Source organism: Flectobacillus longus (genome assembly GCF_030056705.1).
GTDB lineage: Bacteria > Bacteroidota > Bacteroidia > Cytophagales > Spirosomataceae > Flectobacillus > Flectobacillus longus.
Genome location: NZ_JASHIC010000010.1, coordinates 1 through 24,196 on the forward strand (window position 1 = coordinate 1; position 24,196 = coordinate 24,196).

General features: G+C 35.5%; 12 protein-coding genes. 5 read left to right on the forward strand and 7 right to left on the reverse strand.

Annotated features, from left to right (window positions below):
- Window positions 1–202: 202 nt before the first annotated feature.
- From QM491_RS08035 to QM491_RS08045, 3 genes are all read left to right on the forward strand, one after another.
- Complete coding sequence (locus QM491_RS08035) at window positions 203–1,681, forward strand: tetratricopeptide repeat protein (RefSeq protein WP_283326991.1); 1,479 nt, start codon at window positions 203–205, stop codon at window positions 1,679–1,681.
- A 258-nt stretch (window positions 1,682–1,939) separates the two neighbouring features.
- The gene (locus QM491_RS08040; protein WP_283326992.1) at window positions 1,940–7,186 is read left to right on the forward strand and encodes a CHAT domain-containing protein; all 5,247 of its coding nucleotides are present in this window, start codon (window positions 1,940–1,942) and stop codon (window positions 7,184–7,186) included.
- A gap of 12 nt (window positions 7,187–7,198) precedes the next feature.
- Complete coding sequence (locus QM491_RS08045; protein ID WP_283326993.1) at window positions 7,199–8,182, forward strand: LOG family protein; 984 nt, start codon at window positions 7,199–7,201, stop codon at window positions 8,180–8,182.
- Window positions 8,183–8,438: 256 nt separating this feature from the next.
- On the opposite strand, the gene accD is transcribed toward QM491_RS08045, so the two are convergent.
- Complete coding sequence (accD, locus tag QM491_RS08050) at window positions 8,439–9,281, reverse strand: acetyl-CoA carboxylase, carboxyltransferase subunit beta (protein WP_283326994.1); 843 nt, start codon at window positions 9,279–9,281, stop codon at window positions 8,439–8,441.
- A gap of 244 nt (window positions 9,282–9,525) precedes the next feature.
- On the opposite strand from accD, the gene QM491_RS08055 reads away from it, so the two are divergent.
- On the forward strand, window positions 9,526–10,179 hold the full coding sequence (locus QM491_RS08055; protein WP_283326995.1) for a hypothetical protein: 654 nt from the start codon (window positions 9,526–9,528) through the stop codon (window positions 10,177–10,179).
- Between the two features lie 140 nt (window positions 10,180–10,319).
- On the opposite strand, the gene QM491_RS08060 is transcribed toward QM491_RS08055, so the two are convergent.
- The 4 genes from QM491_RS08060 to QM491_RS08075 all read right to left on the reverse strand — a co-directional run bounded on the left by QM491_RS08060 (window position 10,320) and on the right by QM491_RS08075 (window position 18,421).
- Window positions 10,320–12,944 (reverse strand): T9SS type A sorting domain-containing protein, encoded by a 2,625-nt coding sequence (locus QM491_RS08060; RefSeq protein ID WP_283326996.1) that lies wholly within the window; start codon window positions 12,942–12,944, stop codon window positions 10,320–10,322.
- Window positions 12,945–13,324: 380 nt separating this feature from the next.
- Window positions 13,325–13,804 carry a DUF4843 domain-containing protein gene (locus QM491_RS08065; RefSeq protein ID WP_283326997.1) on the reverse strand — a complete coding sequence of 160 codons (480 nt, stop codon included), beginning with the start codon at window positions 13,802–13,804 and terminating at the stop codon, window positions 13,325–13,327.
- Window positions 13,805–13,856: 52 nt separating this feature from the next.
- Entirely contained in the window at window positions 13,857–15,320 is a 1,464-nt protein-coding gene (locus QM491_RS08070; protein ID WP_283326998.1) for a RagB/SusD family nutrient uptake outer membrane protein, read from the reverse strand.
- Window positions 15,321–15,358: 38 nt separating this feature from the next.
- The gene (locus QM491_RS08075; RefSeq protein ID WP_283326999.1) at window positions 15,359–18,421 is read right to left on the reverse strand and encodes a SusC/RagA family TonB-linked outer membrane protein; all 3,063 of its coding nucleotides are present in this window, start codon (window positions 18,419–18,421) and stop codon (window positions 15,359–15,361) included.
- A 1,253-nt stretch (window positions 18,422–19,674) separates the two neighbouring features.
- Between QM491_RS08075 and QM491_RS08080 the strand changes: the two genes are divergently transcribed.
- The gene (locus QM491_RS08080) at window positions 19,675–21,003 is read left to right on the forward strand and encodes an amidohydrolase (RefSeq protein WP_283327000.1); all 1,329 of its coding nucleotides are present in this window, start codon (window positions 19,675–19,677) and stop codon (window positions 21,001–21,003) included.
- Window positions 21,004–21,069: 66 nt separating this feature from the next.
- On the opposite strand, the gene QM491_RS08085 is transcribed toward QM491_RS08080, so the two are convergent.
- Both QM491_RS08085 and QM491_RS08090 read right to left on the reverse strand, forming a co-directional pair.
- Window positions 21,070–21,864, reverse strand: coding sequence for an SDR family oxidoreductase (locus QM491_RS08085; RefSeq protein WP_283327001.1), 795 nt, complete (start codon window positions 21,862–21,864; stop codon window positions 21,070–21,072).
- A 138-nt stretch (window positions 21,865–22,002) separates the two neighbouring features.
- On the reverse strand, window positions 22,003–24,060 hold the full coding sequence (locus QM491_RS08090) for a S9 family peptidase (RefSeq protein ID WP_310589558.1): 2,058 nt from the start codon (window positions 24,058–24,060) through the stop codon (window positions 22,003–22,005).
- Between the last annotated feature and the right edge of the window lie 136 nt (window positions 24,061–24,196).

Consider the following 24,196-nt stretch of genomic DNA (forward strand, 5'->3'; position numbering starts at 1 on the left):
GCAAAAAGAAATACCATTAATAAAATGGAAGAAAAAAACCTCGAAAGTAAGTCCTTCCGAGGCTAATATTAATCAAATTTTATAATCTAATCCTTGTCAACTTTTTTCAGGACTAGACAATGACATGTTTACATTGAGCCTTTTTGCAACTTAATCATAGTATTGACGTTATAAAACTTTCAAATAAAGGTCTTAGATATATATGCGAAGGTTAATCGTTGTTTTTCTGGTTTTGATAAATTTTCAAAGTAAAGCAAATGACTTTGACTGGAATCCAGTATTACAAAAAGCTTATACTTCACTTTGGAAAATGCGATTGCAAGAATGTCGAACCTTATTAGCTTTGCAAAAAAATACCTCTGGAATAAAGCTATATCTTCAAAGCTACACCGATTTAATAGAGTTGATGGTTACGGAAGATAAAGCCGATTTTGAGCAGTTTCTAGATGCTCAAGCTACACGGATAAGTTTATTGGAAGATTTTCCTGATACTTCTCCCGAAAAACAATGGATTATAGCCGAAATGTACCTTCATTTGGCTACTGCAAAGCTCAAGTTTGGTCATGAGGTAAAAGGGGCTTGGAATTTGATAAAGGCCTCTAAATTGCTTGAGAATAACTACAAGAAGTATCCCAATTTTATTCCACAACAAAAATCGCTTGGACTAATTCACATCATGGTGGGGTCGATACCACAGAACTTTTTGTGGATAGCCAAATTTTTAGGACTTAAGGGGTCTATGAAAAATGGTTTACAGGAATTGAGAAACGTAAGCAAAAATGAACCTCGCTATGCCACCGAAGCCAATATAATGTATTATTTGGCTTATGCCTATATTCTAGGTTTTACCCCCGTGATTTTGCAGGATTATGAGCAATTTTTAGTTAAAAATGAAGATAGTCTTTTAATTCAATTTTTAGGTGTAACCACCTATATGAAAGAAGGAAATAGCAATCAAGCTAATGTATTGCTCAAAAAATGTGATGCCTTGAATGCTCAAACAGGTTATTGGGCATTTCCATTTTTGCAGTACCTACATGGTGAAATAGAGATTCAGAAAGGGAATTATACCTTAGCAAGTCGACACTATCAAGTTTTTTTACAACAGTACAAAGGCTTTAACTTTATCAAGGATACCTATTACAAATTGTTTTTATGTTTATGGCTTAATAATGAAGATACAAAAGCGATTGCCTACTTAGAAAAAGTAAAAACACAAGGCTCAACCATTGTGGAGTCTGACCAGTCTGCGTTACGTTTTGCTGAAAAGGTTAGGATTTCTACCAAAAGCAATGCTTCAAAAGCCTTAATGAAAGCTAGATTAGCCTTTGATGGAGGTTATTATCAAAAAGCAAAAGAAGGAATTTTAGACTTGAAAGAAAGTTATTTTTTTGATAATGCCGAAAAAGCAGAATATAATTACCGCAAAGGACGAATTCACCAGAAACTACATGAAATACCCTTGGCAGAAGAGCATTTTGAAAGAGCTATTGTACTTAGTCAGGACACCTCGATAAGTTATGGGGCATTAGCATGTTTGCAGCTTGGATATATCTGTCAAGAGGATGGACAAAAGATAAAAGCCCAATATTACTTCGAAAAAGTACTGACTTATGCAAAACATGAATACAAGAACTCTGCTGACAACAAAGCCAAAGCTGCCCTTAATACTTTGAATTAGTACTGTGTGAAGGATTAAAAAAACATTCATTTCGGATATTGGATGTTAGTGGAGTACTATACTCTAAAGTTTACACATAAAAGTATGTTACTTCATTTTCGAAATCAAAAATCTCAAATTTACGGGCGTTTGAAAATCCTTTGTACAGTCCTAACTACACATACCGAATAATAAAAATACTCTACTAAAACAAAGGAAATCCTTGAATAATTTACTTGTAACTAATACATTTTGGTGCAATTAAAAAAAGGATATCTTATGACGAATCTCACATTCAAAATTCAAGCAGAAGAGCAAGATTTTCAACATCTTCAAGCTGAATCTGCTAACTATGAAATCAGAAAATCTTTTGTCATACAACTGAATCAGCGTGGAGAAACTAAGACACAAGAATTTATTCTTGACAGAGGAGAATTGATTGAGTTTCACTACGAAGATGGCACGAATTGGATATGTGATGAGGATACTTTAGAAGAATTATTTCCAGATTATTACACCAATCAACAAAAAGGATTTTTTGAAATTCCATTAGAAATTACCGAAGAAGGTATATCTAATAGGGGTATTTTTAAGAAAATTTTGCTAAAGATTGTTAATATTTTGGCTAAGAAAGTGATTGAAGTAGGGATTAAAGAACTTGCTGAAAGGTTTGATGAATCTCAGGTAGGTGGAAAAAGTGGTCTTTTTTTATTACAAAATAACTTCGAACTTCTCGATCTTCCGAAAAATTTTGATTTGTCAAAACCCTATTTGTTATTTATACATGGAACAGCTTCCAACACCATTGGCTCATTTGGTAAATTAAGGTTCAATAATATAGATACCCCAGAATGGAAATTTTTACAAAATTTATATCCTAACCAGATTCTAGCCTTCCAGCATGAAACTCTCTCAAAGAGTCCTTTATTGAATGCTTTGGAGTTAGTAAAACAATTACCCAACGGAATAGTCCTTGACTTAGTGACAAGCTCAAGGGGTGGGCTTATTGGTGATATCATTAGCCTTTATTCGGCTACCAATATTGGAGTATCAGGTTTTAATCTTACTCAAAAGCAATTATTAGAAAAAGAAAAAAGAAAAAATGATTTAGAGAGTATAGACAAACTAGACAAGCTTTTTTCAACTAAAAAAATAACAATTAACCGTTTTGTAAGAGTAGGATGTCCAGCCGCTGGTACATCTTTAGCATCAAAGAGATTAAGTACTTTTTTTAACATATTGACTAATGTTATTGGTTTTACAATTGGCAATAATACTAATCCTATTTTTGTGATTCTGAAATCATTGTTGACAGAAATTATAAATACAAAGAACGAACCTGACGTCTTACCGGGTATTGAAGCTCAAAGGCTTGAATCTCCTTTTATCAAAGCTTTAAACTGTCCTACAGTAACAGGGACCTCTGACAAATTATTTGTTATTTCTTCAAATGCTGTTCCTAAGTTTAATTTAAGAGGTGTATTAATAGTTGTTTCAAGAGCAGTCTTTAAAGGGAAGAATGATTTAGTAGTTGATACCGAATCTATGTATCAAGGAGCTAGAAGAAGCCAAAAAATTCATTATCATTTTGAACAAGAGACAGATATTTATCATCTTGATTATTTTCACAATGCTGATACAAGAGCTAAGCTTCAATCAGCTCTTGAGCCTATCATCAACCTAAGTATCTTCAAAGAATTTTCGCAAGACGAAATTCCTAATACAGATAGAAATGTAGCATTACGTTTATTTGGAGCGCCCGGTGGCGGAATACACAACGATACTGTATCTTATAAACGTCCAGTATTGATTCTCATTCCTGGTATAATGGGGTCTGTTTTAAGTGAAAATAATAGTGTTATTTGGCTAGATTTCTTTAAAATCGTGGGAGGTCAATTGAATAGATTAGCTATAGAAAATAAGGATATTCGTGCGACAGCTATTATTGAATCTAGCTATGGTAAATTCTTGGATGCTTTCTCTAAAAACTACGATGTGATTACTTTTGGGTTTGATTGGCGAAAGTCTTTACAAGAAAGTGCTAATCTTTTTAATACTAGAATAAACGAACTACTAAAAAGTAATTTAAAAATTCAGATTGTAGCTCATTCTATGGGAGGGTTATTGTTTCGCGACTTTATTCTAAATCATCCAGAAACGTGGCAGCGCTTAAATTCCTCTCATAATTTTCGAATTATTTATCTAGGTACTCCATTCAAAGGTTCTTATAGAATTCCAGCAGTCCTAACAGGAAAAGATGATATTATAAAATCGCTTAGTTTGGTAGATTTAATTAATTCAAAAGCTGAACTAATTAGTACTTTTTTAAAGTTTGAGGGAATTCATAATCTTTTACCACTGACTACAAATGAAGGAAATGATTTTGCTCGAAAAGAAACATGGCTAAAATTGCAAAATGCCGCTAATGAAGGAAGTGAGCTATCAATTATATCAGATCTAGATTTAAAGAAATTTAGGGCTTACCGGACAAAAGTACTATCCACAATTGATAGTATAGACTATTCAAACATGGTATACATTGCAGGGAAAGGAGATAAGACAGCTGATAGCTATGAAATTATTGAATTTAGTAATCAGAAAAAAGAACTGAGATTTGGCTATACTTCGAATGGAGATGAAAGTGTAACATGGGAAAGCGGTATACCTCAAAAAATAAAGAATAACAATGCTGTATATTATGTAGATGTAACACATGGCTCATTAGCGAATACCTCTGGATTATTTGATGGAATAAATGATATTTTACGAACAGGAAAGACAAATAAATTTTCAAAAACTAATATTGAAGTATCTAAAGATCGAAGTATAAAAACTTCAATTCAACCAGAAATGACCTTTTTTGATAAGAGCCAAGTCGGTATCGAAAGGGCAATTCTTGGGTTAACGAAAAGTCCACAATATATTAATACACTTACTTCAATAAATGTTTCAGTTAGTAAGGGTGATTTGATATATTCCTCATATCCAATTATGGTAGGTCACTTTAAGGGGGATGGCATTTTGAGTGCAGAGTCTGTCATTGATAATTATTTAGAGAATATCCTTACCGAAAAAAGACAATTTGGGTTATATCCTGAGGAAATAGGTCAAAGTGAAGTTTTTATTTCAGGTAATACAAATATAAGCTTCAAAGGAGCAATTATTATTGGGCTGGGTGAAGTAGGAGAATTTACTTCTTCACAGCTAAAGGAAACCGTTGAACAAGCCATTACTAACTATTTATTTAAAATATATTTCAATAAAAACTCGAAGAAGAACAAAGAAATAGGAGTTTCAACATTGATAATAGGAAGTGGCTATGGAGGTTTACCATTAGAAACCTCTATTTGCTCTATAATTGAAGGGGTAAATCGAGCTAACGAAAAATTTAGAGTTGTAAAAAAAGAGGATGCTCCTACGATAAAATATTTAGAATTTATTGAAAGAATGGAAGATAAGGCATTGAGCTGTTTCCAGATACTTACTAAAATTGAAAAAATCAACTCAGAAAGGCTTCCCATTACTATAAAAGAGAGAAAAATAAAATCATTAGTAGGAGGCATTCAGAAAAGACTGACTTTTGAAAGTGCTACCAATGATTGGTGGAACATAATTACAGTTACTAACGAAATAAAGAATGGTAAAGAAGGCATGGCGTTTTCACTTTCAACGCATGGTGCAAAAGAGGATAAACGTTCAGTATTTGTAAATTCATCGATAATAAATGATTTACTCAAAACTATTTCTATAAAAAATCAATTCGATAAAAAGATCTCAAAGGCAATTTTTGAACAACTAATTCCGAATGAGTTTAAAGATTACTTGATGAATAATATCGATTTGATATGGATGTTAGATGAAAAAACTGCGGAATATCCATGGGAGCTACTTCAGTCAAGTTTAGACGAAAACTCTACTCCTCTTTCAGTTAGCTCTGGGATGATACGAAAATTGATAACAAGAAATGCTAGTTTTAAAAATACTGTTATTTCTGAGAATATAGCTCTTGTTGTAGGGGATCCAATATTAGATAATCAAAAATACAGACAGTTAGATGGCGCCAAAGATGAGGCAATATTTGTGACTAAAAAATTTGAAGCAAACTCTATTAAAACAGTTTCTTTGATTAGAGATGAGGCAAGTACAATATTAGTAAACTTATCAATAGGAGGTTATAAATATCTTCATTTAGCGGGTCACGGTCAATTTAGTGAAGACTCAAGTCTTAAAACTGGGATGGTGATAGGAAATAGTATTTTAACTGTAGACCAAATTAATCAAATTAGACCTGTTCCCGAATTTACATTTATTAATTGTTGTGAACTAGGAGAAATAAATAGTGTTTCAGAACAAAAGGCATTTGACGCATTTAGATTAGCGGCTAATATTGGAACGCAATTAATATTAAATGGAGTAAAAGCTGTGGTCGTTGCAGGCTGGTCTGTTGGGGATCAACCTGCGTTAACTTTTTCACAAGAGTTCTATAATTTTATGTTTGAAGGATATACGTTGGGAGAAGCTACTAGAAAAGCTCGTGAAAAACTCTTTGATGCCTATGGGTATGAGAATAATACGTGGGGAGCTTATCAGTGTTATGGTGATCAATTCTATAAATTTAATAATGAGAAGCCCTCAGTTAACATTGAGTATGACTATGCAACACCTGAACAAGCAGAATATGATTTATATAATTTTTTAGGTGATTTAGAAAGGGGAACGACTTTTAAAAATATTGATGTTGCTAATAAAGCATTTGAAAATATACAAACAAAGATTAACTTTTCTAGTGTTCGATCACCACAATGTACAGAACTTGAAGCAAAGATTTATTTTGAATTAGGTGATTATAAAAACTCAATATTAAAATACGAAGAGTTGATCAAGAATGAATCATCAACTTTCACAGTAAAATCATTGGAGGAATATTGTAACATAAGATCAAAATATTGCGTAGAACTTTTAGAGACTTCATTGGATAACATCAATGTAACCAATCAGTTGGATAGTGTAATTAATGATTTAAAACAACTACTTTCCATTTCTGAGACCTACGAAAGATTTAATTTGTTGGGTAGTGCCTTTAAGAGAAAGGGGCTAATAAGTAAAGAAATTGAAGCCAAAAAAGAATGTTATAAAACAGCACTTGGATATTATACAAAAGCAAGTAGGAGTGAAAGTGTCTATTCTTTATCAAACATATACAACCTAACTTATTTTCTGGAGGCTGACAGTATACCAGTAAATATCCATTTTATTCTTGGCTCACTACTTTCAAATTTAGATACAAGGAATTTAAGCTATTGGGATTTGGTAAGCAGATTTAATTTACTGTTGACTAAATATATTATTTGTAAAGATGTTGATTTTTCAGAGGTAAAAAACGAATATGTCGCGTTGAGAAGATATGCTGGGACAATTGGTAAAAAGAAAGCAGAAAAAGAAAATATAGACATAATTATGGATTTGCTTAAATCTTTTAGCCCAGGTGATATAGCCATTCAAACACTAAATCAATTAATACAATAAACTATAGAAAACATGAAAAAGATATTTATTGCGGGTGGCTATACTAGAGAAAATGGAGATTCATATACAGAACAAAAGGAGTTTGCATTTTTGCTAGGTCGTGAAATAATGCTTCAAAATCATATTCTTTTAAATGCTTGTAAAACTGAATTTGATAGTGAAGTTTGTAAAGGTGCAGCAGATGCATGTACAAATCAACGAGAAATGCAAAGTAGAATTATCAGTTATGTGCTAAAAGGCGAAAAACCAATTCATAATTACGGGGATGTAAAACAATCTCTATTGTCTAATTGGGATTTAGACGGGGATGATATAGATATACCTGAACCCATAAAATATGCCGATGTTATAATACTTGTTGGAGGGTTTGTAGGTACTAAAAGAGCTGCAAACTGGGCAAGGTTAAAAAATAAGCCCATATTACCAATAACGAGATTTAATGGAGAGTCTGAAAAAATTTATCATACAGAGCTCGAAAATTTTGATAAAAAATATTCCACAAGGATCAAGCAGGAGGACTATGAAGATTTGAATCAAATAAATTCATCTTCAGAAGACTTTAGTTCAAGAGTTGTTTCAATTGCGGAGGAAATCTCAACTCCAAGTTTCGCCTTTACAATTATGCCTTTTAAAGATACGCCTGAGTTGACAGATGTCTTTGATACGTTCCAAGAAGCTTGCCGACAATATAGATATAACTGCATCAGGATGGATGAAGTAATTAATACACAAAATATTTTTCCTGAAATGATGAACCATATTGAAAAATGTGCATTTGCCTTAATTGATATTACAGAGTCAAGCCACAATGTTTACTTTGAACTTGGTTATGCGTATGGTTTAAAAAAAGATTTTATAATTACCGCGAAGAGAGGCACTACTCTACCATTTGATATTCAGGATTTGCAAATTGTATTTTGGCAAAGCCAAGTAGAACTTAGATCAAGTCTGCTTAAAAGAATATCAATAATTGCAAGTGAACAAGGAAGGATTTAACGAATCTAAATGAAGAAGAAACTTATACACTTTGTGGGAATGTGACATTCCCAAATTCAAGATTTTATTATTGGAAAGTTATTGCATGTAATAATACATGAATTCATTGCTCAAAATAGTTCTTCTATTAGAGTATAGTCAGCTGTAGAAAAATTGGAAAAACATAATAATCACTCATTTGCTTTACAAACACAAACTCAATAAAAAAAGGATATGTCTGTAAAATTCATATCCTTTTTTATAAATAAAGTAATGCTTATTTCAACATATTGAACAAAGCTGTTAGCTTATCTTTTAAATCTTTTCTATCTACGATAAAATCCAAGAAGCCGTGTTCTAACACAAACTCAGCACTCTGGAAACCTTTTGGAAGGTCTTTACCGATAGTTTCGCGAATAACACGAGGACCAGCAAAACCAATTAAAGCACCTGGCTCAGAGATATTGAAGTCGCCCAACATTGCGTACGAAGCGGTAACACCACCAGTAGTAGGGTCTGTCAACAACGATACGTAAGGGATTTTCGCTTCAGCAAGTAGCGCTAATTTGGCTGATGTTTTAGCCATTTGCATTAATGAGAAACCAGCCTCCATCATACGAGCTCCACCTGATTTTGAAATCATCAAGAATGGAATTTTGTGCTTTAGAGCATAGTCAATCCCACGAGCAATTTTTTCGCCTACTACCGAGCCCATTGAACCTCCAATAAATGAAAAGTCCATGGCAGCAACTACCACCTCAACGTCATTCATTTTGCCATGTGCAGTACGAACAGCATCTTTCAAGCCAGTTTTCTTTTCTGTAGCTTTGATACGATCAGGATAGCGTTTGGTGTCTTCGAATTTGAGAGGGTCGCCCGACGACATGAAGGCATCTAGTTCTGTATAACGTGATTGGTCGAAAAGTAGCTCGAAGTAATCTTGTGAACCGATTTTTTCGTGGTAGTTACACGACGAACAAGTCCAAGCAAATAGGCGATGTTCGCGCGTATGCATTACTTTTTTACAAGAAGGACACTGATACCATAGACCATCTGGTGCTTCTCTTTTAGCTTCGGTTGGGGTCAAAATCCCCTTATCTTTTCTGGTAAACCAAGACATATTTCTTTTTCAATTAAAGATTTTACGTGTTTTTTAGGAAAAGAAACACTAGGTAAAATACTCGTTGTGAGTGATAATGAATCGCAAAGATAAAACTTAAGCGATCGAGAATTAACAAAAACTTGAATTTTATCTAAGCTTTTTCGTTTTAGGAGTGGATTTTAAGTCCAGAAATTTACAGATAAAGTGTTGATTTTGATAACATTTTCCGTAATTTATTGGTCATAAAACTAAATAAACTAATATGAAAAAAATTAGTGCACTTCTGTTTATGCTTGGGATAGCAAATGTCGGTATTAGTCAGATATATCTTGAGCGTAAAGATGGTAGAATTATTTTTGATGGTCAAGCTGTAGAGGCAGAAGGTACTGTATTTGTGCCACAGGAATTTACAAAAGGATATGTTATTCAAAACGGTAAAAAACTTGATATTGCAAAAGTAAGATTAAATACCTACGATAACCGTTTGGAGTATCAAGAAGGCGATTTAGTAAAGTTATTTACGTTGCCTGTAACCGAGTATGGATTTGATGGTGAAGACGGAGGAGTACGACTCTTTAAGCGAGGTTTTCCAAAGGTGGATCGTCAGAATGAAGATACTTATTATGAGGTGCTGTATGATGGCAAATACAAGTTGCTAAAATACTACAAAGCTCATAAATTGGATGTTACGAGCTATAATTCGGCAACTAAGATGGTTAAATTTGAAATTGGAGAAACACTCTATATACTTAGACCAGACAATAGCGTCCATAAAATAAAGAAAGATAAAAAGTCTGTACTAGAAGCATTAGGAAAAGAAGAGGAGGCTGTGAAAAGTTGGTGGTTAAAAGAAAAACCTAATCCAAAAGACGAAGCAGGTATTGCTGCCATAGTAGGCTATGTAGATTCTCTTTAAGTTATCATGTTGTATTTATTTTGAGCTATGATATTTTATTGACAAACTACTTTAGTGGAAATATTATATCAGGTTAAGTCCATTCTGTACTCTTTAGTGAAATTTGTGGGGACTTAAGTACATCCCCACAAACTTAGAGCTTAATGGTAAGTAATTAACTTTTTGACAAGAACTTTGTCGCCGACTACCATACGAAGGATGTATGTCCCTGAGGCTTGTTTACTCAAATCTATAACCTGAGAAAACTGAGTACCAATACCTTCATACTGATTATTGGCAATTTCTTTGCCCGTTATATCTATTATGTCTAATTTGACTTGATTAGCAGGTTTTTCGAAGGTGGCTTTAAGTAAAAACTGTCCATTAGTACTTGGATTTGGGCTAATATTAACGAGTTGTGTTTCGTCAAATTCAGATCCAAGCACTATCACTTTGGGCGCGTTAGGGTTTGGTCCTTGTATATTAAGGTTGTCGACTGCCCATCCCCATCCATTAGCACCTACGTCTGCTAATAATCTAAAGCGAATCAACACTTGATCACCAGCCTTAAAATCACCAGATTTTAACATATCTATTTCACGAGCTTTGAACATTGCCTGTGAGCCATTGGTAAGTGAATTACCTTTCGAATCAACTGAGGCATTCCATGCTGCCTTCCATGTTGAATTAGTATTAGAGTCCCATCCATCTTGAAACCATTTCCAAGTAATACCTCCGTCTTTAGAGCCTTCTACAATTACATAGTCAAAGAAGTTTCGATTTGGAACACCGCCAGTTGCAAAGCTCACCCCGTTATCACCAGGCTCAACTAATACAATCTCATCAAAATAAATTTTTGCCGTGTCAGATCTTAATATAATAGGTTTTTGAAGATTGAATGTAAAATTAGAGTATTTATCTGCTGGATCTGTTTCTGTAAAAGCAAATTCTGTTCCGTCTTTATATGGGTGATCCGAGTGCATGGCCTTACTTGTGAATCCTGTAGGCTGTGCAACACCAAAGCCTTTGGTATAAAAATCGTCCATAGGAATATTATCAAAGTTAGTAATATAAGAATTAACAGGAGTCAGAATTTTTTGAACCCTAAATTCATAGTAACCATTACTTGGGGAGTATGCTGTATTTTTTGCTTTACTTTTATCTTTTACAACAATTCGATACTGAATATTTTCACCTCCCTTCAACAAGCCACTTGCAAACGTAAATTTTCCTGAAAAAGCATAGGCCATTGCACCAGAAGCCAACTCGGCTTGATTGGTGCGTTTGAGAGCAAAAGCAGATTGAGCTTTTCCATCAATTAAATACTCAACGTAGGCTGTGTCGATATCAATGTTGTCGTACGCTAGTAATTCAGGTAGAGAAACCTCCAGTTCGCTTGAACGGATTAATGATAGATTATGTGTATAATCTAAGACTGGTTTGGTCGTATCTGCACCAATTTTAAACTTATAATAAGTAATATTCTCTAGTGTACCCGGAGCTTGTGCAGGAGTGGAAAATGTTTTTTTCTTAGAATCGACTGCTGAAAAGTAATAGCTAATATTTCTATCAGAAGTACTCGCAGGTAGCACATAGGTATATTCATTAGAATTGCCAATTCGACTCATCGATACCTGAATGGGTTTGTCTTTGGTGATGTCGCCCAAGGTATAGAATAGTTTTACAGAAGTTGAATCAAATCCCAAATCGCCATAAACTTTTGTATTAAATGAAATAGCTTTTGTGTTGTCTTCTGAATCTTTGATTTTTTTGTGAATAATACTGCTTCCTACCCATCCCATGTCGTTGAATAGAGCCAACGTAATGGGACCGGGGTTATGTGTGACTTCTCCGTTGGCAATTTGAGGCGTCATGAGGGCATTGATGGTTCCTCGTCTGTAGGAAGACTCATCTAAATGACTATAACTCGAACTTTCCTGATAAGTAGATGGAGCATAAACTTTAGCACGTAGACTATCATTGTTGGCAAGAATAGCAGGCGAGTTCAAATACAGATTTCCACCCGTTAATTGTGTTTTAAGCTCTACAGAAGGGTTCTTAAAAACGTTGGTGTTGAGGAGGCGTTGCCCCGCAGTACTTTCTGCAAAAATATCGTATATCATAGGAATTCCTCCATCTGTTATTACCCCTAGAGTTGCGTCAGATGTAGCTTGACGTAGCGTGCCGTAAAATCCAAGTCCATGACCAATTTCATGAAGAACAACCGATACCAAATCAGCACGATTGGTAGGTGTGTTTCCATCTATGCCATAATACCAAGTAAAGTCACTATTAAAGCGAGCAAAAATATCAGGATTGTCGCTATTGAGATTGGTATGTGCTATTTTTTCTGCCAATGCAATCGGATACCATGTTAATGGGTACTGTGCCCCAGCATAATCTCTATAAACACTTGCTGAATAGGCAGACCCTAATACACTAGAGCCCAGACTTTCCCAACTGGCGGTTATGCGAATAGGTACATCAGAAATAATAATGGATTGCCATATATCTACCGCTCTTTGAAAAGCGGCCTTAGCATTTTCTGGAAAATTGATATAAGTGACAATAAATTGCGATTTATCGGCTTCGGTACGAGTATGTTTATTGAATTTTTGCAAAAAAAGCTCTGGAGGAGCTACATAGGAGTGTACATAAGGAGAACTGAAGTCTGGTGCAGGACAAACTATTTCTCTAGTCTTACCTATTCTAAAATCGAGTTTTTGTTGAGACAAACCACCGTTGATCGTCAATAACCATAGCGCAAGCAGTAAAATTTTTTTCATAAGTATGTTTCGAAATACGAGTAAAGGTTATTCATATAATTAGGGATATTATGGCAAAGAATTACATTTGATTACACTTAATCGTCATTGTAAGCATTTAATTCGATTAGCTTTATCAATAATAAGATAAATATCATGTATAGGTTTACATAAGAGTATAGGTGAATCATAGTCTTGTAGAATACCTCGTAAGTGTTTTTGTTAAGAAGTGCTTTTTATGAAAGATGTACTTGTATATCTAAATTTAGGTATTTTTAAAGATAAATCAAGATTTCGAAAATGAAATATTAGTTGATTATAGTTATAAAAAAAGCAGCCAGCCAATTCAATAATCTAAACATTACTGAATTGACTGGCTGCAAAAATACTGATTATGAAAATTACAAATTGATTCTAAAACCTAATCTTTTATAGTTCTCATTAGGCTTGATATCACTACCATTTCCTTCTAAAACAAGTACAAGTAATACATTTGTACCTGTAGCTGATGGCGCTCTCAAAATGTTAAATTTACAATCGCCAAAGCTTGAATTAGCTGCAAGTGTAACTACACCACCTTCTAAGCTGTAATGTACGCCTTCAACGGCAGTTGATTCTTTTGTATCTACCGAAAACTTGATAGATTCTTGATTAGGTCTTTGACGTCCTACAAGATTGATACGACGAGTTTGAAGACCAGCTCCATTAGCAACACTGATAATTGGATAAGTTTTTCCAAGTGATGTTGCTGGAGATGTAACGACAGCATCCTGAAACTCTACTAGATAAGTTGAGTCAAAAACGGATTGGCTATCTTTGAAGCATGACGACATAAACAAAGTAGTCATCAGCGCTAATACAATACCAAATATTTTTTTCATGATAATTCGTTGAAATATAAGTTCTTGAAATGAATTAGACATAATCGTCAAACTAGTATCCTGCGTTCTGCTTCAAGTTGGCATTTGCCTGAATTTCACGTACAGGAATATTAGCTAGAATACGGAAATCGCTAAATGTTATACTTTGAACAGGTGCTGCCTTAACAATGTCAGAACCTAAACGTTTTAAATCAAAGAAACGATGACCTTCAAAGGCTAATTCTAAACGGCGTTGCTTTAATATTTCATTTATCAAGCTAGCTCCTGTCAAATCAGTAACAGTTGGTAACCCTGCGCGATTTCTAATAACATTTAAGTCTGCTAGAGCTCCAGCTACGTTTCCTGATTTGGCGAGAGCTTCGGCACGATTGAGGTACATCTCAGAAACGCGAATTACAGGAATATTATCAAGGTTGACTTGACCACTTCTTCCCAAGAATTTAGTACATTCGATTTCAGCGGTACCACGTCCTGCAGTTCCTAATTCATACATTTGACGTCTTACATCTGGAATTGTTGCTCCTGAGGCATCTTTTTCAGAATCGAATAAATCTAACAACGCTCTTGTTGGAACTAAGTCTCCAAAGCCACCAGTAGTTGTACGATTGCCCGGTGCAACCAATGTAGTATAGGTGGTTTGTAAAGAAGTGTTTACACCAATATTTTCGTTGGTTTGATATTGAATCTCGAAAATAGATTCAGGTTGGTTTGCTGAACGCCATGAAGCCACATAGTTGGCTGTTGTCTGAAAACGGCCAATACTACCAGTAGCCATTGCATCAGTAGCATATTTAGCAGAGTTAGTCCAGTCACCACGATATAATGCTACTCTTGAAAACAAAGCTTGAGTAGCAGTTTTATTTGCAAAAGCTGCAGTCGCTGTTCTACCAGAGCTAGTAAACTTAGCGATAGCTCCTGTCAAATCAGAGTATATAAAGTCATAAACTTCATTGATAGAAGCACGTCCTTCTAGCTTAATTTGAGTAGCATCAATTACACCTGATTTTATGATAGGTACACCGCCTTTGCTTACCTGTGTTAATTCAACAGATGGTTCGTAAGCATAAGCTCGCATCAGCTCAAAATACAACAAACCTCTGATAAACAATGCTTGAGCCTCAACAAAGTCTTTGTTAGCCTGTGACATTTTATCTATTTTAGGTAGCGCATCTAATACTAAATTAGCCTGATTAATAGCAAAATATGAAGTTTGCCAGTGAGCAAAATGAGCACCTACCTGATTTTGATATTCAGCATTTAAACGTCCTGATTTGTTAGTTGCTCTACCGTTGTCTGCAAGGGCTTCAGGTATTGCAATTAAATCTCGACCGTATAAGAAAGTAGATTGTAATCTATCATAAATACCGTTTACGGCAGCATTAATAGCATCTTCGGTAGTAAGAGCGGTCACAGAATCAATTGATGCTCTTGGTTGGACATCAAGCAGGTCTGAACATGATGCTAATGTTAGGCCTATTCCAATGGTTGCTATTTTTAAAAAGTATATTCCTTTCATCTTCTTATCAAATTAAATCTTATTTGAAGTATTTAAAATTATAGACCAAGTTGTACTCCAAAAGTGATAGTACGTGGTTGTGGAATAGTACCGTTATTTCCACTACCCAAATTGATAAATTCTGAGTCAAAACCAGTCCACTTAGTCCATGTATACAAGTTGTATGCTTGTACATATAATCTTGCTCTTTCAATTTTGATTTGCTTCAATAATGAACTTGGAACATTGTAGCCGAATGTTACAGTTTTCAAACGAATGAATGAAGCATCTTCATAAAAGCGAGAGCCTGCTGTTATGCCAGAGCCCAATGTCTCTGCGTTTCCGTTGTATGGTCTTGGTACCGACGTAATTTGACCTGGGGCTGTCCATCTGTTCTCATAAATAGAACGCAATGTGTTAAATGCACGACCACCGTTTTCGGCCATAAATGCAGATTGGTTATTGAATACTGTTCTACCAAATTCGTAGTTGAAAAATACTTCTAAATCAAAACCTTTGTATGAAAACGAGTTGGTTAAACCTCCATAGTATTTTGGAATTTGACTACCAATAATTCTAGAATAAGAATTAACATCACCCGCTAAACGATAAATAATATTACCATTATTATCATACCACATCGCACGCCCAGTAGCTGGGTTTACACCTGCATATTGTGCTGTGTAAATAGAGTTTACAGGATAACCAATTTTGATCCATCCATCAACCGCACGACCAGGAAGTGTTGTCAATGTATCGTATAGCTTAGTAACTTTGTTGTCGATATATGTAAAGTTGAATGAAGTAGTCCATTTAAAACCTTTGTTATCTGCTGATTTATCTACTGCAACAAGTTTTACATCCAATTCCAAGCCTTTGTTTTGTAGTTCACCAACATTCTCAGAGATAGTACTATAACCACTCAACCATGAAACAGGACGATCTAAAATAAGGTCTTTACTTGTTCTAATGAAATATTCAACAGAACCTTGTAAACGGTTATTAAACAAACCATAGTCTAATGCCAAGTTAGTGGTTACGTTTTGTTCCCAACGTAGATTAGGGTTGCTTAACTGCGTTGGAGCAATACCACTCACACCATTGTAGTTAAATCCACCACCAAATAATCCTCTTGAATCGAAGTTACCGATTTGGTCAGCTCCTAATGATCCATAACTAGCACGTAATTTTAATTGGTTTACAATTGAACTTGTTTTTAAGAAGTCTTCTTGTGCTGCATCCCATCCTACAGAAACTCCAGGGAAGAAACCCCAAAGGTTGTTAGAGCCAAATCTAGAAGAACCATCATAACGTGCGGTCAATCCTAGTAAATATTTTCCTGAATAGTCGTAATTAACACGTCCGAATACACCAGATTTTTTGTAACCTGACCAAGAAGCGAAAGTTGTAATAGGGTTTGCCGCAGCACCTGCTACAATAAATTGTGGAGTTGGAATACCCTCTGCCGTTTGCTGCACATTCGAAGACTGGTCATCTCTGTACTCAGCACCAACCAATGCACTAATGTTATGAACATTGTCAATTTGAGTACTGTAGTTCAAAACAGCATTGAATAATATGTTGATGTTTTCAGTATTTTGATCTTGAATTCTACCTTTCACATTAAAAGCATCAGCTGTACGAGGGTCTTGGAAATTATAACCTTTAATAAAGCGATAATCAATACTTGCCGAAGGACGGAACGATAACTTGCTATTGATTTTGTAGTTGATAGAGGTTGAAGCAATAGCTTGATTTACACGTGAATAAATTTTATTTAGCTCACTTACTTGCAATACGTTTTGGTTCAAAATACCAGCAAGACCACCATCAGCAGGTGTTCCATAATAAGTACCATCTTCTTTATAAAATGGATTTACAGGAATAATCAATGGAGCAGAGAATGTTGGAGAACCTAAGAAACTACCACCACCAGGGCCACCAAATTGACCTCTCTGAACAAATGAACTCAAGTTGATTGAGTTATCAATTGTAATACGGTTGTTAAGTTTGCTACTGATTTTGGCGTTTAAGTTACCACCCTTATAGTCTACGTTACGAACGTTTGCATCTGTTGAGTTATAAGTACCCGACAAATAGAAAGTACTTTTGTCACTACCACCACTTAAGCTAATGCTGTAGTTGTTAGTTCTACCAGATACATAAGACTCTTTTTGCCAATCGTAAGTAGGCAATGCTGCAATTTGATCAGCAGTCAAATTTGGATCTAAACGAATACTTGATAGCGTACTTCTCAAAGCAGCTCCAGCCTCAGTACCTTGATTAGTTATAGCTTCTGCACGAACTTTAATCCACTCTTGTGTATTTAATACATTCAAGTATTTGGTCGGTTCTACATAACCTGTATAATAATCAAAATTTACTTTTGTTTTTCCTGCTTTCCCTTTTTTAGTTGTTATCAAAACTACACCGTTCGCCGCCGCAGCACCATAAATAGCAGCCGAAGCAGCATCTTTCAATACCTCAATAGATTCGATATCATTTGGGTTTAGATAGTTCAATGGGTTACTGCTTGTAAATGCAGCCGAACCAGCATTAGAGTTGATTTGAACTCCATCAACTACATACAATGGGTCTGTACCTCCTTTGATTGTACCAACCCCACGAACACGAATTTGAGCTGCACCACCTGGTGTACCATTGGCTCCTAATACCTGAACACCTGCGGCACGGCCTTGAAGTGCTTTGTCAAAACTGTTAGTTGGCATTGTAGCAATTTCAGAACCTTTTACCGAGGCTTGAGACCCAGTTAGAGTTTTACGAGATTGAGTACCATAACCTACAACAACTGCTTCAGCAAGTTCTTGTGAAGTTGACGTTAATTGAACATCAACTGTCGAACGATTGCCAACAGAAACCTGACGAGCTTCGAAACCAACAAAGGTGAAAACCAATGTTGCATTGCCAGAAACTGCAATTTTGTATGTACCATTCGAGCTTGTTGTGGTACCTCGGCTAGTTCCTTTTACAGAAACGTTAACACCTGGAAGTGGTGAACCATCGTCTGATGATGTCACTTTTCCTGATACAGTTTTATCCTGTGCAAAAAGTTGTACACACATAAACACTGTAAGAAGAATACTGAGTAGAGATTTTCTCATCACCTGTTTACTTAGTTTGTTAGAATAGTTAAAGAATGGTTAAAAAATAATAAATAAAGTCTTTGTGTAAAAACTGTAGTTAGAACCAATATTAATTCATGCACAAGACCAAAGAGCCTTATTTTGATGCAGAAACTAGAAAAATATATTTTGTTGAAACATAGAATTCTCAGACGAAAGCAGCTAAGTGCTTCGACAAGTACTAAAATCTGGATTTTTTTGGCCGAAATATCATAGCACTTAAAGGAATCTAGTGCTAGCCAATGGAATTACTGCTTATTGCAGATTTTGAATAATTATAGTTTTAAAAATGGACTAATTGAAATGATTACAGACTATGTTTTAATTTGTTGATATGTGTTTGTAAATAATTACAGCATATTTTAAAGAAATTTTAGTTTGAATGTGTTAAAAAGCAAATGTACATACAGAAAATTGTTATAACAAAATTTTATGTGCCAAAACCGTAATATGTAGCAGTAAAATTTTCTCATAATGAGATATGATGTATAAAAAAATATTCATAATCGACAAAATTGCCATAATTTCAATAACTGCTCATATCTGACTATTTATACGAAGAGCTTTTAAAGAATTTTTTTCAAAATGTAGATAAGAACCCAAATATAAATCTCATATACACTTCTCAGTCTAAGAGAAATAGCTTTCTGTATTACAATCTTGCGTATTAGAAAATTTATAGCTTAAAGTAATAATATTGAATATGTTATTGCAAAATATACTTATAATATTTTGGATACTTTTGAAAATGGAGCGAGTGCAGAATACATACAATGTATCATATTACTGTATTAACTATGGGCAGACGTTAAATTCTTGTAGCTGTTACGATTTTACTACTTATTGTTATAACTAATACTTTCAAAAAAAGTTTTGAAATATATTATAATTTAAGGTTTCAATCTTCTTTCATAATAAGCTACTTTTTGTCTGTTTTAATCGCTTCTATGTTAAAAGTACAACTAAAGTTTGGTATTGAAATATGGGAAAAGAGAGTAGATTTTACTTCGTATGACTAAGTTTTTTAGTGACTGCAAAACGTAATTAAAATCAACTCCATTTTACGTTATTTATGAGAAATAAGTAATACAAACTATTCAAAACTTGGAATACTTACTCTAATCAAGTAAATTCATGAAAGTAGAATAGTGTATTTTGTGATTAAATCAATCAATTCATAACTATTATTCTCACTTTAGTAAAGTGTCATCACACAAACCTTAACACATTCCATGAAAAAAATAGTACTTTCTGGTGCTTTGCTTCTAGGCGCCTTTATGTCATTTGCTCAAACAGTAGCGCTCAAAGCTAAAGTAGCACAAAAAGCACAATCTCTTGAGTCTAAAGTTGTAACGTGGCGTCGTGACTTCCACCAAAATCCTGAATTAAGTAACCGTGAATTTAAGACCTCCGAAAAAGTTGCGGCTCATCTTCGTTCGCTGGGTATTGAGGTACAAACGGGTGTAGCCAAAACGGGCGTTGTTGGAATTTTGAAAGGAGGAAAGCCGGGTCCTGTAATTGCATTACGTGCCGATATGGACGCCCTTCCTGTAAAAGAAAGAGTAGACATCCCTTTTGCTTCCAAAGCAATGGGTGAATATAACGGACAATCTGTAAGCGTGATGCACGCATGTGGACATGATTCGCACGTGGCGATATTGATGGGTACTGCCGAAATTTTGGCTAGTATGAAAAGTGAATTGAAAGGTACCGTAAAGTTCATTTTCCAACCTGCTGAAGAGGGTGCTCCTGAAGGTGAAGAAGGCGGGGCTGGTTTGATGGTCAAAGAAGGTGTTCTCGAAAATCCAAAAGTAGATGCAATTTTCGGTTTACATATCAGTGCACAGGCTCCTGTTGGAACGATTCGCTACCGTCCTAAAGGTACAATGGCCGCTTCTGACTGGTTCAAAATTAAATTGAAAGGCAAACAAGCACATGGTGCTACTCCTTGGCAAGGTATCGATCCTATTGTAACTGCCTCGCAAATCGTGATGGGCTTGCAAACGATTGTTAGCCGTAATGCTCCTCTTACTGAGTCAGCAGCCGTGGTTACTGTTGGACAAATCAATGCTGGTGTAAGAAGTAATATTATTCCAGAGGAACTTAATATGAATGGTACGATTCGTACATTAGATACACAGGTGCAGGATATGATTCATGCTCGAATGAAGCAAGTAGCCACAAACATTGCTGAAAGTGCTGGAGCTATTGCTGAAGTAAGCATTACAAAAATGTGCCCTGTCACTTACAATGACCCTTCTTTGACAGAAAAGATGGTTCCAACGCTGGAAGCAGTTGCTGGAAAAGAAAATGTGTTCTTGACATCGGCGGCTACTGGTGCAGAAGACTTTGCTTTTTACCAAGAAAAAGTGCCGGGATTGTTCTTTTTCCTTGGAGGTGCGCCAAAAGGTAAGAAAGAATCTGAAACAGCCTCGCATCATACGCCTGATTTCTATATCGACGAAGGTGGTTTTGTATTAGGTATGAAAGCCATGACCAACTTAACGCTCGATTATATGGAAATGAATGCTGGAAAAGTGGTTAATGCAACAGGAAAGTAAACCAGTAAATTTAGATAACTGATTAATAAAAAGGGGATAATGACATCATTATCCCCTTTTTGTAATTTATGATTTTTTTAATCGTAAAGTTCTGTAAACCAGATTTGGGAAGAAGCGTTTGAGATATACGCCCATAACTTCATACCATCCACCGATATATACTTCCGATTTTTTGGCAATAATCGCTTCTACAATTTGGCGTGCACATTCATCCGGAAGCATCCCTTTTGCCTGATTGGAGTCCATTTGGTTATGTTTACTACCGTCCCCAGAAAGCGCATTAAACGAAATCTGTGTTTTGATATAGCCCGGGCAAATAACAGTTACATTTATATTATCAGGAAAAACCTCTGCTCTTAAGGAGTCAAAAAAGGCAATTACAGCATGTTTGGTGGCTCCATAACCACCACGTAATGGAGTTCCAATTTTGCCTGCCACACTGCTGATTGCTACAAAATGCCCTGACTGTCTTTGGGTAAAATGTGGTAAAATTGCTTGTGTTAAAGCTACTATACTAAAAAAGTTAATCTCCATTAAATCTCGATATACCTGAAAAACGGTATCTTTTACCATCGACCGCTGCGATATACCTGCGTTTTGAACAACAATGTCTATTTGCCCAAAATATGCAATAACCTCCTGAACTTTCTGGGGCATTGTATCTATAGCCAGCATATCCATAGGTAGTATCAAAAGGTCTTTGGAGGATAATCTCGTCAGAGAAGCGACTCGTTCCAACTCTTCTTTTCGACGAGCCGACAAGACTAATTTGACTGGAAATTTCGCTAATTCCAGTGCTAGCGCTTCTCCAATACCCGAAGAGGCTCCTGTAATCCAAATGACTTTTTGGTCGAGATACATAAGTTTTATAATGATCGTAATAAACGTATTTTTGAATTGCTTTTTTTGCTATCAGGTGATGCTAATGGGGGCTGCTTTTCATTTCAAAATTAATGTTTTTTGACAAATTATTTAGCCAAGAACCTGATAGCCTATCTGTTACACTAAACTTAGAATAAAGGCATAATCTCTAGCAACTTCCTTAAATCTTTGGAAGCGTCCTGATGCGCCACCGTGCCCTGTCGACATATCGCAGTGCATAAGCAAGATGTTATTATCAGTTTTTAGCTCACGAAGTTTAGCAACCCATTTTACTGGCTCCCAATACTGAACCTGCGAGTCGTGCAAACCTGTTGTAACCAACATATTCGGATATTCTTGGGCTACGACATTGTCATAAGGTGAGTAAGATTTCATATAGTCATAATACTCTTTTTCTTTGGGATTTCCCCATTCTTCCCACTCTCCTGTGGTAAGTGGAATAGTTTCATCCAACATGGTTGTAACAACATCGACAAAAGGAACAGCGGCCAAGATACCTTTGTATAGGTCTGGACGATAGTTGATAATAGCGCCCATCAATAAGCCACCTGCCGAGCCACCGTTGGCAAAAAGCTTATCTTTTGACGTCCATTTTTCTTGAATTAAATACTCTGAAACATCAATAAAATCAAAGAAAGTATTTTTCTTTTGAAGCATTTTCCCATTTTCATACCAAGGACGTCCCATTTCTTGTCCCCCACGAATATGTGCAATTGCAAAAGCAAAACCTCTGTCTAACAAACTCAAACGTGCAGCCGAGAAATACGGGTCAATAGAATAGCCATACGAGCCATACGCATACTGCAACAAAGGTTGCGAACCATCTTTTTTGAATCCTTTTTTGTACACAATTGAAATTGGTACTCGTACTCCATCACGTGCAGTCGCAAAAAGCCTTTCGGTCTGATAATCTTCTTTATTGAATACACCAAGGACTTCCTGCTCTTTCATAAGCGTCTTTTCCTGTGTATCCATATTATAGTCAAAAACCGAACTTGGAGTGGTCAATGAAGTATAGTGAAAGCGAAGTAAATCAGTATCAAAGTTGGGATTGTATCCAACACCTGCATCGTAGGCAGGTTCGCCAAAATTCAAATAATGTTCTTTTTGTGTACGTTGGTTAATTACCCTCAAATGAATTAGCGCACTGCTACGTTCTGTTAATACCAAATGATGACGAAAAACATCTATGCCCTCCAAATAAGTATCTTCACGGTGTGCGATTACTTCTTTCCAATTTTCAATATCATACGACTCATTTTCAGAGGCTTCCATTAGTTTGAAGTTAGTTGCATTACCCTCATTTGTACGGATATAGAATTTGTCTTCAAAATGTTCTATCGAATATTGTAACCCATGCTGACGAGGGTAAAACGCTTTAAATTCACCTTCGGGGTTAGATGCCTCTAACAAGCGATATTCTGTAGAAACGCCGTTATGGTCAGAAACCGAAACAATATATTTTTTAGATTTCATACGCCCCAATCCCATATAAAATTGCGGGTCTTCCTCTGTATATACCAAAACATCCTCTGAGGCTGATGTTCCTAATTTATGGCGATAAACTTTTGAAGCCAATAAAGTTTGAGGGTCACGTTGTAGATAAAAAATGGTTTGATTGTCGGCTGCCCAAGCATAAGCTCCACCTTCTGTATTCTCAATAGTTTCTGGGTACAGCTCGCCAGTTTGAAGGTTTTTGAAATAAAGCGTATAGTTACGACGGCTGATAGTGTCAATACTATACGCTAATATTTGATTATTGTCCGAAATATCATAGCCACCAATCGAGAAATAGTCATTTCCTTCTGCAAGAGCATTACCGTCTAAAAGGATTTCTTCTTCCGCTTCCATCGAGTGTTTTTTTCGACAATACAGAGGATATTCTCCGCCTTCGATATAACGAGAGTAATAGTAGTAATCTCCATCACGGTAAGGAACGGATTCGTCCTGCTCTTTTATTCGCCCTTTCATTTCTTCGAAAAGTTCTTCTTGAAAAGCTTTTGTCGGAGACATAACCTTTTCTGTATAAGCATTTTCTGCTTCAAGGTAGGCAATTACTTCTGGGTTTTCACGGTCATTTAGCCAATAATAATTATCAACACGAGTATCCTCGTGGATGGTCATAGGATAAGGTTTGATAGGAGCCTTTGGCGCTGGAATACCTTGAATGTTCATAGAATTTATGGAATTGTCAGACTGAGTAAAAACAATACAGTTTTTGATAAATAAAAAAACAAATGTAACCTCAATATAGGTCACGAGCTAAACGCATTATTCAAAGATAAAGTTTTCTTAGATAAATATTGAACAA

Coding starts and splice junctions, on each gene's coding strand:
- QM491_RS08035 (WP_283326991.1), top strand. CDS start 203: ATGCGAAGGTTAATCGTTGTTTTTCTGGTTTTGATAAATTTTCAAAGT.
- QM491_RS08040 (WP_283326992.1), top strand. CDS start 1,940: ATGACGAATCTCACATTCAAAATTCAAGCAGAAGAGCAAGATTTTCAA.
- QM491_RS08045 (WP_283326993.1), top strand. CDS start 7,199: ATGAAAAAGATATTTATTGCGGGTGGCTATACTAGAGAAAATGGAGAT.
- accD (WP_283326994.1), bottom strand. CDS start 9,281: ATGTCTTGGTTTACCAGAAAAGATAAGGGGATTTTGACCCCAACCGAA.
- QM491_RS08055 (WP_283326995.1), top strand. CDS start 9,526: ATGAAAAAAATTAGTGCACTTCTGTTTATGCTTGGGATAGCAAATGTC.
- QM491_RS08060 (WP_283326996.1), bottom strand. CDS start 12,944: ATGAAAAAAATTTTACTGCTTGCGCTATGGTTATTGACGATCAACGGT.
- QM491_RS08065 (WP_283326997.1), bottom strand. CDS start 13,804: ATGAAAAAAATATTTGGTATTGTATTAGCGCTGATGACTACTTTGTTT.
- QM491_RS08070 (WP_283326998.1), bottom strand. CDS start 15,320: ATGAAAGGAATATACTTTTTAAAAATAGCAACCATTGGAATAGGCCTA.
- QM491_RS08075 (WP_283326999.1), bottom strand. CDS start 18,421: ATGAGAAAATCTCTACTCAGTATTCTTCTTACAGTGTTTATGTGTGTA.
- QM491_RS08080 (WP_283327000.1), top strand. CDS start 19,675: ATGAAAAAAATAGTACTTTCTGGTGCTTTGCTTCTAGGCGCCTTTATG.
- QM491_RS08085 (WP_283327001.1), bottom strand. CDS start 21,864: ATGTATCTCGACCAAAAAGTCATTTGGATTACAGGAGCCTCTTCGGGT.
- QM491_RS08090 (WP_310589558.1), bottom strand. CDS start 24,060: ATGAACATTCAAGGTATTCCAGCGCCAAAGGCTCCTATCAAACCTTAT.